Genomic DNA, 14,222 nt, shown 5'->3' on the forward strand with positions numbered 1-14,222 from the left:
CCGCCCGGCTACTTAATTTTCGCACTTAAATCTTTACAATTTCAAATCTCCAATTTCTAACGTGCTAACACTTCTCCCCACCCTAGACTCTTTTTAAAAAGGAATGCTTATACCACTTAATAGGATCATACCAACTCACGCTAGTTTTAGATCAGCCCTAATAATAGGGTTTCCCGACAACCCGATTTATACATAACTATCTTAGCGTCCATAATCTAATATCCGGTCACCGTTTCGTGGGGTAATGTTTACACTTTTCCAGTCTGAAAAGCTTTTGCTGGTAATTAGTTTATCGGATTCTTCCTTGATTCGTTTAATAGTAATTAAGGTAATTTCAAGGTTATTAACATCAACTTCATCAATATCTAAGCCGTTTTCTTGATCTTCTAATTGTCCCCAATCGGCTATTTTTAGGTTAGGTAGGAATTCCCCTAATTTTTGATACTGTAGGGCGACATGACTATTAATAATTGAGCCAGCATCAGCATAAAGCACGAATTCAAAGTCATCCTCCCCAACTTCTGACTTCTGTGCGATAGCGCCGGAGCGGAGCGAGGAACTTCTGACTTCTGACTTCACATGGGCGATCGCTGTTTCTATCGCTTCTCGACTACTGGCAAAGTTCCCCCCACTAGCACCGATAACAGGAATACCTAAGTTAAATGACGCTAGAAGGGGTTTATACTCTAGTCCCTCAGTGAACCCTATAATTTGTTTTTCGGGGGGCTTATCGGGCAAATAAACGGCTACTGGTTGCTCACCTGATGCTAGGTGATACTTGACTCCACGCTTGGCACTACTGAGGGGATAGTATTTATGGGTGGTGTCAGGGGAGCAGTCATTGACCCGAACATGGGTATATAACCCGTCTTCATTGGGTACAGGGATTAATATTCCGTCAGTGTGGTTAATTAGGCTTAACCCGTCCCATTTCACCCCTGAGAGTCTATTACTAACGGGGTTATCAAGTTTTTGCCATTGTTTGACGCTACGGTAACCAGCAGAATCTATCTGGGTATCTGTGAAGCCTCTATTTTTGAGGATTTCTCGGTGGCGATCGCTTAACTCTAACTGAGCTAAGATTAACCGGATAACTTGATCTCGTTCTCTGATGGGGAGTAGTTTCTTAAGCTGTTCTCGTTCCTGTTGCTCTTTTAATTCCCGTTTCTGTTGTTGTTCGAGTAACCACTCCTCATGGCGATCTGATGCCCATTCATCAGCATCGGGCTTATAAGCCCACATATTGAAGCTCCAAGCGTCCTGGCCACGGTAAATGTAGTCTAGGGGGTTAGCGTTGTCACTTCGACAGTGGATGAGGTTGGTTTCTAGGTTTTGCCGACAGTCGTGGCGTTGTCCATTACAGACGGGGCAAGTATCTCGACGGGTAAATCTTTTCCAGTTCATGCTAGGCTACTCCCCCTGGTCGTTGTAGAGGAATGCCACGTAGCAGAAATTTTTTTTGGGCGCACTTGTCTTTTCCGCCCGAGATGAGGTAGGATCATTACTAATTAAAGAACTTATTTTTATTGAAGTAGCCCTGCTAGTAACTAAGAAAGTTGGCAGGGTTTTTTGTGCTAATACTTAGTCTATCTGTTTTGTTCCCAGTTGGGAACCATTTTGGAAAAAAATGTTATTAAGATTTTTTACGATTTCGATATTTTTTTATATATTCCAAAGCATCAGGATCAGGAACTAACAAAACTTTAGCTACTTTATAGCCTTTGAGAGAAGGCTTCATGCCACTTTTTGGTCTTCCTAAGACATCATATTGAACCTTACGAGAAGTCATCCCTATCTCGGCAGCAATTTCCTCAAGTGTCCAATAACCAGGTATAGTCGGCTCCTTTCTCTTAAGAGGCGGCTCAAAATCTTCGGGACGCAGAACATTATATTCTGAAGTAGCTAGGGAATTAAACATTGAAAAATACTAGGAATACTCCTAAATACCCCCATGATAAACAGTGTGGTAGAAAAATCAATGGGTCAATGGATTGCAGATTGCATTCGCGCAGATTGTAGATTTACCAATGCTTGAAGACGCAAATTATTCAATTGAGAAATCCCAATCACTTGATCAATATGATTGAGGAACATTAGAGGATCATCGGGGGTCTGCAAACCTAAGAATTGAGCCGCTAATCCGGCCGTGTAATCTTGAATACGATCAAGTGCAGCCCGGTTTTCAGTAGGTTTAATTATATAACCTTGCTTGGTAAAGGTTTGCCCTAATGCTTGTTCTGACGATCTCAGGAAGTTCATCTTCTCTCAAACTATGGTAAAAGTATTAAAAGTATATTACAGCCGATGTTAATTAATCACCCAGAAAAATATCTAGACTTTGAAAATTGCCAAGAAACCATAGCCAATCTTCGCCAAGAGGGGAAAAGAATTGTACTGTGTCATGGAACGTTTGATTTACTTCATCCTGGACATTTAGCCCATTTACAAGAAGCTAAGGCCTTGGGGGATATTTTGGTGGTGTCTGTGACTGCTGCCTCCTATGTTAATCGTGGGCCAGGACGACCGATATTTTCAGATGACCTACGCTTGTATTCTTTGGCATCGTTAGCCTGTATTGATTATGTTTTACTTGCTCCGGTTACCGCTGCCCTAGAAGTTATTGATCGTATCCAACCCAATATCTATTGTAAGGGCCATGAATATGCAGATGCCAGTCAAGATGTCACCCATAATATTGGTCGTGAAATCGAAAGGGTTCGTGCCTATGGTGGAGACATTGGTTACACGGGGGAAATTGTTTTTAGTTCCACTAAGTTAATCAACAATCATCTCAACGCCCTTCCCCCCCAGATTAAAACCTACGCCAGTGAGTTTTCGCAACGGTTTTCCTTTGACGAAGTTCGTGACGCAGTTGAGAAAATGTCTAAACTTCGCGTTTTAGTATTAGGGGATGTGATTATTGACGAGTTTAATCACTGTTCTGTACAGGGGTTAACCTCAAAAGGGAGAGTGATTTCGACACTGTTTAAGAAGAAAGAACAGCATTTGGGGGGATCGTTGGCTATCGCCCGTCATATAGCTAGTTTTGCTGATTCTGTCACAGTGGCAGGAGTAGTGGGAACAGAGCCAGATATTCATAGTTTAATTTTAAATAATTTGGATGGGCGAATTCGCCTCGATCTCCTCTACGAAGAAGATTATCCAACCATTATTAAACGGCGTTATATTGAAAGGCAAGGCATTCGCAACGATTATAATAAGCTCTTTTCCATTAATTATCTGCGAGAAGAAGGGTTGTCTCGTAATGAAAGGCAAAAACTTTGGGATCGCTTGGATAATACCATCAATTCCTATGATTTAGTCTTAGTGGCAGACTATGGCCATGGACTCATCGATGAGTCAATTATGGAGTTACTACAATCTCAAGCTCCCTTTTTAGCCATCAACTGTCAAACTAATAGTGCTAATCATGGTTATAACCTCATTACCAAGTATAAGCGGGCTGATTCTTTTTGTTTAGATGAACAAGAAATACGCCTCGCTTTTTCCAGTCGTCATGGCGATCACGGTCATCTTTTACAAAAGCTGCACAGACATTTAAACGCTGAACAGGGATGGTTAACCCTGGGATCATCCGGTTCTCTTGGCATTAACGCTCAAGGGGAAGAAGAATTAACCCCTGCCTTGACCCTACAAGTTAAAGATACCACGGGAGCAGGAGATGCCTTTTTAGCCTTAGCCAGTATGAGTGCTAAATTGGAATTACCCATTGCCATTGGTTCTTTGTTAGGAAACTTAGCAGGGGCAATGTCAGCCAACATTTTAGGCAATGCTTACCCCATTGAGAAATCAAAATTGCTTAAATTTGCTACAACCATTTTGAAAGTATGATGGACATTTCTGCCCTTCCTCAAGCGATTTTATGCGATCGCGACGGCACTCTGATTGAAGATGAACATTTTCTCAATGATCCGACGAAAATTCGTTGGATTGATGGCGTAAAATCCTTGCTCAAACGCTTTCATCAAGCAGGGGTTAAAATCTTAGTCATTACCAATCAATCAGGGGTGGCCAGAGACTACTTCGGCACGGAAACTGTCGAAACCATTCATGGTCAGTTACAAACAGACATCAGGGAAATGGGAGGGGAGATTGCTGATTTTTATTACTGTCCTCACCATCCTGACGGAACTCATCCCGTTTATGGGGGTCTATGTAATTGTCGTAAACCTGCCCCTGGGATGTTTTTTAACGCCATAAAAGACCATCAATTAACCCCTGAATTGTGTTGGGTAATTGGCGATCGCCTACGAGATTTAGAACCAGGGATTGCCCTGGGAATGAGAGCATTTTTAGTACAAACAGGGGCAGGCAAAGACCATACAAAACTATTATCTGAACAAGCGTATCAAACGCAAGTCACAGTGATTCCTTCCTTTAGGAATTTGCTCACTTTTGCTGTTGCGTCATTGTCAGAATGACAGACAAGTGTGGTTTAATATTTTTTAATGTTTTGACAAGAGGGAATCATGGCAGACAAAATTAGACAGGTTTTGATTACCGGCGGTGCGGGATATGTTGGGGCGGTATTAGTGCCGAAATTACTCAGAGCTGGTTATGAAGTCAAGGTAATTGATCTCTATATTTATGGCGATAATGTCTTAGATGAAGTGAAACACCATCCCAATTTAGAACAAATTAAAGGGGATATCCGTAGCCGCGATTTGTTAGAAAAAATCATGCCTGGTTGTGATGCGGTAATTCACTTAGCCTGTATTTCTAATGATCCCAGTTTTGAGTTAGATCCAGGACTCGGAAAATCAATTAATTATGATGCCTTTTTAGACTTGGTTGATGTTGCCAAAGAAAATGGGGTAAAACGCTTTATTTATGCTTCGTCTTCAAGCGTATATGGGATCAAAGAAACGGAAAATGTGACGGAAGATTTACCCTTAGAACCCTTGACCGATTACTCTAAATACAAAGCATTATGTGAAGAAGTTTTATTAGAAAAACGGGAACCAGGGTTTATTACCTTGATTTTACGCCCTGCCACCGTTTGTGGTTACTCACCCCGTTTACGATTAGATTTAACGGTCAATATTCTAACCAATCATGCGGTTAATAATGGCAAAATTACCGTCTTTGGGGGAGAGCAAAAGCGCCCCAATATTCATATTGAAGATATGACCGATCTCTATGTGAAATGTTTAGACTATCCTGATGAAGCCATTGATGGAAAAATCTTTAATGCGGGATATGAAAATCATAAAGTCAAAGAAATTGCTGAGATGGTTCAAAATGTTGTTGGGAAACAAGTTGAAATTGTGACAACTCCCACCAATGATAACCGTTCCTATCATGTTTCTTCAGAGAAAATCAAACAAGAATTAGGCTTTGTTCCTCAACACACTATTGAAGAAGCTTCTGAGGATTTAGTTAAAGCGTTTAAAGCCGGATTAATTCCTGATGCGATGACCGATATTAAATACTTTAATATCAAAACCATGCAAGCCTTGGAGATGAAATAATCGTTCAATGATTAAAGCAGAGCAAGTAATTGGGGTTGACTTGGATAATACGATTGTTAGTTATGATCAATTAATGTATCGTCTAGCAGTAGAGAAGGGATGGATTGATTCAACAACACCAAAAAGCAAAAAAATCATTCGGGATAAAATTCGCCAATTACCTAATGGCGATATTACTTGGCAGAAACTCCAAGCTTTTACTTACGGGTCTCAAATGGCAAATGCCACCTTAATCGAAGGCGTAACATCATTTTTTAGGAGATGCAAACAGAACAATATTAAAGTTTACATTGTGAGTCATAAAACAGAATATGGCAACTTTGATCCAACCAAAACTAATTTACGCCAAGCGGCTTTTACTTGGATGAAAAAACAGAATTTGTTTGATGAAGAAAGGCTAGGTCTTTCTCTTAAATCAGTCTATTTTGAGTCAACAAGAGTAAAAAAAATAGAGAGAATTAGCAATCTTTCTTGTACCGACTTTATTGATGATTTAGAAGAGACATTCAAAGAAGATAGTTTTCCTGACAATATTCGGAAAATTTTATATGATCCTCATCAACAGTATCATCCTTTCTCCAATGTTAAAATACTGAGTAGCTGGTTAGATATTAATGAATACTTCTTCAGTTAATCAATCTAAATTGATCTCACCTATCAGTTCTTCTTTGGACTTAATATTACCTCAACTTCCCAACTATCCTTTTACGGAAGTAGAGAGAATTAACGGAGGGACCAATAGTCAAGTTTATAGACTCACCAGTCACACTAGAGCTCAGTTCGCTTTGCAAATCTCATTTTCAACATAAAGCTGAGCAAAGGAATCGCTTGAAAACTGAGTTAGTGTCCCTAAAATTTTTAAAAGACCAAGGAATCAAAGCTGTTCCTAAGCCTTATTTAAAAAATGAATCACAGGGATGGTCTTTATATGAATATATCTCAGGTGAGCCTATTAGGGATTTCCCAGGTAACATCGCAAGACATTACTACCTGGGTTGATTTTTTACTTCAACTCAAAAACTTAAGTAAGCATCCAGCCAGCCATGATTTGAATCTTGCATCAGAAGCTCAACTATCCATTCAAGGAATTATTGATAATATCAAGAATCGCCTGAATAAATTACTAGAAATTCCTAAAGACACAATAGAAAATAAATTACTTAATCAGTTTCTCCAGGATGATTTGGTTCCTTTTTTATCAGAATTAATTGTCTGGTGTCAACCTTGTCTCAAGGAGAAATTGATGGACTTTAGCAACGAAATTGTTTTAGAGCAGCGAACTTTGAGTCCTTCAGATTATGGGTTTCATAATGCTTTGAGACAGGATAATGGAGAGCTTGTCTTTTTAGATTTTGAATATTTTGGATGGGATGATCCCGCTAAAATGATCAGTGATTTTTTACTACATCCCGCTAGGATGATAGATTTTTCTCTTAAGCAACAGTTCTTTTCAGAAATTTTAGCTGGCTTTTCCGAGAACAAAACCTTGAGTACCAGAGTCAAAATAGTCTATCCATTATTCGGCATTAAATGGTGTTTAATACTACTCAACGAATTTATTCCGGAGCAGCTACTCAGACGAGGATTTGCCGATATCAATCCGATTGATAAACGGGAAAGACAGGCTCAACAGCTAGCTAAAGCCAAACAAATGTTAACTCAAATTAAAGGTGACTATGAGCAATTCCCTTACTATTACTAAGTCTTCTGAAGGCTCTGTGACTCACGGAGCTTTGGATAAACGTTCTAGAGAGTTACGAAAAACGATTGTTAAAACGCTTAAAGCCAGCCGTCGGGGTCACCTCGGTGCATCTTTTTCACTGATAGAAATCCTGCGAGTGCTTTACGACGATATCTTGAGATACGATTCTCAAAATCCTCAGTGGTTAGAACGAGACCGCTGCATTCTTAGTAAAGGCCATGGATGCTTAGCGTTATATGCAATTCTAGCGGATAAAGGCTTTTTTCCCGAATCCGAATTAGACAAATTCTGTCAAGTCGATGGCATTTTAGGTGGACACCCTGAATATGGCAAAGTACCAGGGGTAGAAGCGTCTACTGGGAGTCTTGGCCATGGTTTATCAATTGGGATTGGTTTTGCCCTTAATGCTCGTATTGACAAGGCTGATTATCGTACCTTTGTCATTCTTGGGGATGGGGAATCTCAGGAAGGTTCGATTTGGGAAGCAGCTATGTGTGCTGGCAAACACAGACTGAGTAATCTAACCGTCCTAATGGACTATAACAAACATCAATCCTATGGTTCGACGACTGAAGTTCAAGACTTAGAACCCTTAGCCGATAAATGGCGGGCTTTCGGATTTGCCGCCGTTGAAGTTGATGGTCATGATGTTACTGCCTTACGAGATGTCTTATCTCAAGTTCCCTTAGAAACGCATAAACCCACTGCTATCATCTGCCATACTATCAAGGGTAAAGGGGTAGATTTTGCCGAAAATAATCTGAATTGGCATCATAAAAGTCGTATTTCAGACAATGAGATTCAAGCAATGTTAACTGCACTAGAGGGATGAAAAATGCGTAAATTGTGTCTTGATATGGTCTACGAATTGGCTAAGGAAGATCCTAGAATTTGCTTTATTGGCTCAGATTTGGGATTTGGTACTCTCAATCAGTTTAGGGAAGAGATGCCAGAACGATTTTTTATGGAAGGAGTCAATGAAGCAAATATCATTGGCATGGCAGCAGGGCTGGCTTTGGAAGGAAAAGTTGTTTATGTCAATACCATTGCCACTTTTATTACTCGTCGCTGCTTTGAGCAACTGGTTCTTGATTTAGGACTTCACAATGTTCCTGTGCGTCTCATTGGCAATGGGGGTGGTTTAGTATATGCACCTCTTGGCTCAACCCATCTAGCTATTGATGATATCGCCATTTTACGCACGATCCCTAATATGTCTATTGTGGCCCCAGCTGATGAAGCAGAAATGAAGCGGTTAATGCCCTTGACTGTTGATTATCCAGGCCCTCTTTACATTCGTTTAGGAAAAGGAAATGAGCCAATTTTAACAACTGATGAAGTGCCTTTTGCGATTGGTCAAGTCATTCCCATGAGACAGGGATCTGATGCTTTAATTATCACCACTGGCGTGACTTTACAGGCCGCTCTGGAGGGAGCGGATGAATTGGCACAACAGGGAATTGCTGCAACAGTGCTTCATGTTCCTACTGTCAAACCTTTACCCAAGGAAATCCTACTAGATTATATTTCTACTATCCCTGTGGTTGTTACGATAGAAGAACATACCCTGATGGGAGGGTTAGGAAGTGCGATCGCTGAACTCATTGCTGAGGCTAATTTTTCTGAGGGGAAAAGATTTAAACGCATTGGGTTACCTGATGTTTTTCCAGATAAATATGGCTCTCAAGCAGATTTAATGAAGCGTTATGGAATGACCTCTCAACAAGTTGTTGCTGCTGTGACTGGTTTGAGAAAAAAACAGTTAGCTTTCTTTAAATAATCAATAAGTTTACGTTCATTTCACTGATGCTGCTTAAACGTTTTTCGTTCTTTATCCAAATAGGAGGGACTTTTATCCTCCTATATATTCTTTTTAGAAATTTCGAATGGACTACTTTTTGGAAACTACTGCAACAAATCCCTGTTGTATTTTATTTATACTCTTTAGCAGTTGTTTTTTTAAGTATTGTTCTCTATACCTTAAGATGGCAATTAATTTTAATTTCAATGGAGATAAAAGCTCCATTTTTCTTACTCCTGAGACAATACTTAATTGCTGCTTTCTTTAACAACTTTTTGCCCACAGGAATTGGAGGTGACTGGGCAAGGATCTATTATCTCGGTCAAAATAAAGGCTATGTGCAGGTAGCAGCTTCAGTTTTCATAGATCGGTTCTTGGGATTTTTCTCTTTAACAATCATTGGAACATTGATCTGTTGGTGTTTTAACTTTTCGTCAGTTGTTTTTTTAGTGACCCGTAACTTATTAACTGTTTGTCTTGTGCTATTTTTTGGAGTGTTTTTATTGGCTAAATTCTCGCGAGCTGAGAATTTCGTGTTAAATTTTGGTCCAAATGAAGGCCGTTGGGGTTCTCTGAAAGAAAATTTCGCCCAATTCATTGGTAAAGTTAGAGTTGTTTGTCAAAAACCTGAACTGATTTTAGGGGTTATTGTTATTGGAATAGTTTACTTATCAATCACTGCTACTATCTACCAGGGATTTTTTACTAATTTGTCAGATATTGAAGTTAATTTTTGGCTAATCGTTGGTGCTTTAGCTAGTATTTACATACTAACTAATATCCCAATTACGGTCAACGGAATTGGGTTACGGGAACAATTACATTACCTTCTATTTGCTGTTATCGGAATTCCTAAAGAACTATCGGTAAGTGTTTCTTTACTGATTTTTTCCAACATTTTAGTCATAAGTTTAGCTGGTTATTGTTCTTGGTTACAATTAAAATTATCTTCTAGTAAACCGTAAAATTCAACAACCCTAACTTACTCCGTTTCACTACGTTGAAGTTAGGGATTGCCACTCCCAAAAGTGGCGACGTAAGAGTTGCAATAGCCTATAAGCCTAGTCTCGGTTTAAACACCTCCAGATACTTCTCTAGTCTGGATTCCCTGTAAGTTCTTTTGGGAGGACGTTGTAAGACAAGACATCTGGGGTTAGGTAGGCGAAGAGACTTAAACTTATACTCTGAGGATTATCTCCATGTTAAGAGTACCTGTTCTATCCCCTAAAGGAAAACCGTTAATGCCAACTAAACCTAGTCGAGCAAGACGGTGGATTAAAGAGGGAAAAGCTATCAAAAGATTTAACAATTTAGGGCAATTTTATGTTCAACTTTTAGTCGAACCTTTGAATAGTAAAACTCAACCTATTAGCTGTGGTCTAGACCCAGGCAAACACTTTTCTGGTGTTGCCATCCAATCAGCTAAATTTACCCTTTTTACTGCTCATCTTGAACTACCCTTCAAAAAGGTAAGGGAAAGGATGGATAATCGTCGGATGATGCGACGGGGAAGAAGAGGAAGAAGAATTAATCGTAAGTTACCTTTTCACTTAAGAGCGCATCGTCAAAAACGATTTAACAACAGAAAACAAGGTAAACTCCCTCCATCAATTAGAGCCAACCGTCAACTGGAATCAAGAGTAGTTCAAGAATTGTGCAAAGTATTTCCTGTTACTGATATTTACTTTGAGTACGTCAAAGCCGATCTTGATTTAACATCGGGGCGAAAAGGAGCAAAGTCAGGAAAAGGATTTTCAGCCGTTATGGTAGGACAAAAATGGATGCTCAAACAATTAGCAAAGTTGGGTAATGTTCATACCATTTCAGGTTGGCAAACTTCTAATTTAAGAAAACATCTTCGATTAGAAAAGTCTAAAAACAAATCCGAGCAAACAGCTAGTTCTCATGCTGTTGATGGAATAGCCTTGGCTTGTTATCAATTTCTTGAATACAAATCTCACCATTCACTTAACAATCATGGACGTAGTTGGCAAGGAAATGTAACCATTACCCCCTGTCAATTTATGGTCATTAAGCGTCCTCCAATTAGTCGTCGTCAACTTCACTTAATGCTTCCAAGCAAAGGAGGAAAAAGGCGTAAATATGGAGGAACTATTACCCGTCATGGCATTAGAAAAGGAGATTTTGTCAAAGCTAAGAAGGCTGGTAAGGTTTTCTATGGTTGGTGTTCTGGTGATACCGCAAAACAAGTCTCAGTTTCCGATTTTAATTGGAAAAGATTGGGACAATTTACTGCCTCGAAAGTAGTGTTGCTCCAACGCTCTACGGGGTTAATTGGTAAACAGGAAGCGGATTTCGTTGGAGCAACTGCTTGTTAGTTGATGCTCGTTTCCTCCCCGACGTTTTCAGACGACGGGGTTTCCACTCGCATATTTTACGATGAATATCAACTTTCTCCCTTCCCCGGCTATCTTGGGAGCGATATTAGCTAGTCTTAGTTTACCCATTCTACTGATCATTCTTTCTCACGGAGTCTGGAAAGTTAGAGCTTTAGGAAAGCGTTTTATTGTTGCTTGTTGGCTAATTATTGGTTTGTGGTTAGTTTCCCTAGGATTTGAAATAGCTAACTCTCAAGAAAGTCTAGCACTCTTACTCTCGAATTTTTTTGCGGGAGCGTTAATATTAATGACGGGTATTCTTTGTAATTTTACCCTTTGGACTTTAGTCGCTTGGGGATTTACCCTTTCTATGCTAATTGCTCTAAGTCGCGAGAATCAGCCACTTACTCTAGAAGATTGGATTAGAGCATATACCAATGGTCAAACTTTAGAAACTTTTACCCTTGATCGACTTGGTGTGTTGTTTCACTTTGGATTAGCAACTTATGATAATGATCGAGTAATCATTACTGCGAAAGTTGGCTTTTTAGTCGCTCAAATTACACGACTATTACGTTTGTTTTTTGGATTAAAACAATGACAGCAGAAATTCTTTCTTTTTTAGTAGGTTTTATCTCGTTTACAATTTATGCGTTTACTGTCTTGATTTTGCTGAGGATGACTTTATCGGTTTCTCCAGTAATTATTCAATTTGTTTATGCTCTGATGGTTCATATAATAGCAATTTTGGGAAGTTCGTTAATCCTGAAAGGTTTACCTTATTGGCATGGCGCAGCTCTATTTTGGTTTTGTTTTAATATCTATCTTTTTATCTATAGTGCCGTTTATAAGTCAATTTCCTTGAAGATTTTATCGACTCTATCCCGTTGTTCTAGTAAATCAGAAACTGTCTTGCAGATTACCAACTTATATATTCTTCCAAGTTTTGTCGAACGTATTAATATTCTTACTCAGGCTAATTATGCCGTTCAAAATAATGAGCAGTTTACGATTACTAATCAAGGAAAAAAAATGGCAACTCGTATTATCACTATTCAAAAATTATTTGGAATTCGTCGTAGTGGACTGTATTCACAAATTTCAAAAACTCAAGTAAATTAAATGTGTGAGGAGTATCTAGAAAAATTGGTATTTAGTATAGGGAACTAACAATCAGACTTTTCGTCAATATTTGGAAACTTCCCTAGGTTTGTTTTTGGTAGGATAACTATGTTTGAGGTTACTCCAACGATTCAGTCGCTCATAATATTGGCGAACCATGGTCATGATCAAGGAAAAGACAACCTTAGGTCTCATAACACCTGAACTTGTATCTGGTTTTGGGTTGAGTCGGACAGGTACTTCCACAGAAGATTTACTACGAATTAATAGTTTAGAGAGGCTTTCAATATGATAACCGTATCCTGGATTAACCCTAATCTGCCTTGCCAAGAAAACAGGATAAACATAGAGACTATGAGCATCGCGAATTCGACATCCCGTCAGTATTTGCATGGAGAGTGTACAAGCGATGGATAGGAGGCGACGTAGAAGGGTTCTGACTTGCATATTATTGCGATAGGATACGACTAATTCAGCAGTTCCTACCGCTTCAAACAGATTTTCAATCCCTGAAATATGGAAAGCATTATCCCCTGGTACTAAAGTAAGATATTCGTAATTAGCTGCCCATAAACCTGCTATGTAAGCAGCACCAACTCCTCGATTAGTTTCTTGATGAATGACAGCAACTTTTTCATATTGATAAGCTAGGTTATCAGCAACTACTCCCGTATTATCTGTGCTACCATCATTAACGATTAAAATTTCGTACTCGTCTAAGGTTTCAGAGGCAACACTTATGATTTCTTTAACTGTCACTTCTATTTTATCCGATTCATTATGGGCTGGTACTATGATTGAGAGATTTCGTTTCATAAAAAACTACCTTGTACTTTCTTTGAGAATGACATAAATTTATGGTATATAGTTTCTCCATAGATTACGAAGTTTTTCCATAAATAGTATGTTTGACTTGCTTAAAAGCTTAGCACAAACTAGTTAGTCTTTTTGCTTGATTAAGCAATTCATTAGTTTCTTTGATATGAAAAACTCTATTTATAAAAACTTAATAAAAAAACATACGATAGATTAATTTTCCTGGAAAGTAATTTTATGAAATTTATCGAAGCAAAATACTTTAATCTTAATGCTATAGTACTTGTAACAATTTTATTGCTTTTATTTCTCATTTATTCATCTACAGTTTTTTTACCTTATCCTTTGCTAGACGATAATTGGATTATTCAGTCCTATAGTGAAACGAGATGGAGAGAATTTACACACGATACTGTAGCAATTACACAAGGACGTCCCATTTTTGCTATCTTTATCCTGCTAACAGGATTCGTAGCTTCTAAAATTGGAATAGAAGCCATGAGCCTATTTCGTTTAATTGCAATATTTAATTTGGCGATCGCTACTTTTTTTATATTTCGTTGGGCAATTATTTGGAACTATAAACCTATTGAAGCTTTTCTCTTAGCCCTGATTATTGCTACTGTACCAGGCTATCAAATTTATATTGCTGGTGGTCCTTGGCTCACTTTTCCTCTACTGGCTTCAATTTTAGCAACATATTTATTATTTTATGTTTTTTACAAAAAACATAAAATATCTCATAAACTAGCCCTGATTATAACGGCAATCTTTTTGCTTATTTCTTGTTTTTCTTTTTATCAGCCAGTTGCCATGACAGCTATAGCTTTAATGGTTTTTCCTATTTTTTCTATTCAAAACAATCGGCAAGAACATACAATCAATAGACAAACACTGGTTTTTGTCTTGTCTGGAGTTATAACAACTTTGTTTTCTCTTGCTATTTACTA

The 14,222-nt window shown here is 38.6% G+C and carries 16 protein-coding genes; 12 read left to right on the plus strand and 4 right to left on the minus strand.

Annotation, left to right across the window (positions count from 1 at the left end; genetic code table 11):
• Window positions 1-201: 201 nt before the first annotated feature.
• The 3 genes from CWATDRAFT_RS23245 to CWATDRAFT_RS23255 form a co-directional block, all read right to left on the minus strand.
• Window positions 202-1,404: a hypothetical protein gene (locus tag CWATDRAFT_RS23245; RefSeq protein ID WP_007307314.1), complete on the minus strand. Its 1,203-nt coding sequence runs from the start codon at window positions 1,402-1,404 to the stop codon at window positions 202-204.
• A gap of 229 nt (window positions 1,405-1,633) precedes the next feature.
• Window positions 1,634-1,918, minus strand: coding sequence for a hypothetical protein (locus CWATDRAFT_RS23250; RefSeq protein ID WP_007307313.1), 285 nt, complete (start codon window positions 1,916-1,918; stop codon window positions 1,634-1,636).
• Between the two features lie 65 nt (window positions 1,919-1,983).
• The gene (locus CWATDRAFT_RS23255) at window positions 1,984-2,259 is read right to left on the minus strand and encodes a hypothetical protein (RefSeq protein ID WP_007307312.1); all 276 of its coding nucleotides are present in this window, start codon (window positions 2,257-2,259) and stop codon (window positions 1,984-1,986) included.
• 45 nt (window positions 2,260-2,304) lie between these two features.
• On the opposite strand from CWATDRAFT_RS23255, the gene CWATDRAFT_RS23260 reads away from it, so the two are divergent.
• From CWATDRAFT_RS23260 to CWATDRAFT_RS23310, 11 genes are all read left to right on the plus strand, one after another.
• Window positions 2,305-3,852 carry a PfkB family carbohydrate kinase gene (locus CWATDRAFT_RS23260; RefSeq protein WP_007307300.1) on the plus strand — a complete coding sequence of 516 codons (1,548 nt, stop codon included), beginning with the start codon at window positions 2,305-2,307 and terminating at the stop codon, window positions 3,850-3,852.
• On the plus strand, window positions 3,849-4,442 hold the full coding sequence (locus CWATDRAFT_RS23265; protein WP_007307301.1) for a D-glycero-alpha-D-manno-heptose-1,7-bisphosphate 7-phosphatase: 594 nt from the start codon (window positions 3,849-3,851) through the stop codon (window positions 4,440-4,442). Before CWATDRAFT_RS23260 ends, CWATDRAFT_RS23265 begins: the two co-directional genes overlap by 4 nt.
• A gap of 48 nt (window positions 4,443-4,490) precedes the next feature.
• Window positions 4,491-5,492, plus strand: coding sequence for an NAD-dependent epimerase/dehydratase family protein (locus tag CWATDRAFT_RS23270; RefSeq protein ID WP_007307302.1), 1,002 nt, complete (start codon window positions 4,491-4,493; stop codon window positions 5,490-5,492).
• 7 nt (window positions 5,493-5,499) lie between these two features.
• Entirely contained in the window at window positions 5,500-6,126 is a 627-nt protein-coding gene (locus CWATDRAFT_RS23275; RefSeq protein WP_007307303.1) for a hypothetical protein, read from the plus strand.
• A 294-nt stretch (window positions 6,127-6,420) separates the two neighbouring features.
• The gene (locus tag CWATDRAFT_RS23280; protein ID WP_007307304.1) at window positions 6,421-7,194 is read left to right on the plus strand and encodes a hypothetical protein; all 774 of its coding nucleotides are present in this window, start codon (window positions 6,421-6,423) and stop codon (window positions 7,192-7,194) included.
• Window positions 7,169-8,026 carry a transketolase gene (locus tag CWATDRAFT_RS23285; RefSeq protein WP_007307305.1) on the plus strand — a complete coding sequence of 286 codons (858 nt, stop codon included), beginning with the start codon at window positions 7,169-7,171 and terminating at the stop codon, window positions 8,024-8,026. The genes CWATDRAFT_RS23280 and CWATDRAFT_RS23285 overlap by 26 nt, the downstream gene beginning before the upstream one ends.
• Window positions 8,027-8,029: 3 nt before the next feature.
• A complete protein-coding gene (locus CWATDRAFT_RS23290) occupies window positions 8,030-8,974 on the plus strand; it encodes a transketolase family protein (protein WP_007307306.1) in 945 nt (314 codons plus the stop codon).
• 26 nt (window positions 8,975-9,000) lie between these two features.
• The gene (locus tag CWATDRAFT_RS23295; RefSeq protein WP_007307307.1) at window positions 9,001-9,960 is read left to right on the plus strand and encodes a lysylphosphatidylglycerol synthase transmembrane domain-containing protein; all 960 of its coding nucleotides are present in this window, start codon (window positions 9,001-9,003) and stop codon (window positions 9,958-9,960) included.
• Window positions 9,961-10,194: 234 nt separating this feature from the next.
• Window positions 10,195-11,334 (plus strand): RRXRR domain-containing protein, encoded by a 1,140-nt coding sequence (locus tag CWATDRAFT_RS23300; protein ID WP_007307308.1) that lies wholly within the window; start codon window positions 10,195-10,197, stop codon window positions 11,332-11,334.
• A gap of 61 nt (window positions 11,335-11,395) precedes the next feature.
• Window positions 11,396-11,935 carry a hypothetical protein gene (locus tag CWATDRAFT_RS23305; RefSeq protein WP_007307309.1) on the plus strand — a complete coding sequence of 180 codons (540 nt, stop codon included), beginning with the start codon at window positions 11,396-11,398 and terminating at the stop codon, window positions 11,933-11,935.
• The gene (locus CWATDRAFT_RS23310; RefSeq protein ID WP_007307310.1) at window positions 11,932-12,456 is read left to right on the plus strand and encodes a hypothetical protein; all 525 of its coding nucleotides are present in this window, start codon (window positions 11,932-11,934) and stop codon (window positions 12,454-12,456) included. Before CWATDRAFT_RS23305 ends, CWATDRAFT_RS23310 begins: the two co-directional genes overlap by 4 nt.
• Before the next feature lie 63 nt (window positions 12,457-12,519).
• Here CWATDRAFT_RS23310 and CWATDRAFT_RS31985 read toward each other — a convergent pair whose 3' ends face one another.
• Entirely contained in the window at window positions 12,520-13,272 is a 753-nt protein-coding gene (locus CWATDRAFT_RS31985) for a glycosyltransferase family 2 protein (RefSeq protein WP_007307311.1), read from the minus strand.
• 237 nt (window positions 13,273-13,509) lie between these two features.
• Here CWATDRAFT_RS31985 and CWATDRAFT_RS23320 point away from each other — a divergent pair.
• Window positions 13,510-14,222 (plus strand): hypothetical protein (locus tag CWATDRAFT_RS23320; protein WP_042712246.1); only part of this gene is annotated, 713 nt, incomplete at its 3' end.

The organism is Crocosphaera watsonii WH 8501 (genome assembly GCF_000167195.1).
In the GTDB taxonomy this organism is placed as follows: domain Bacteria; phylum Cyanobacteriota; class Cyanobacteriia; order Cyanobacteriales; family Microcystaceae; genus Crocosphaera; species Crocosphaera watsonii.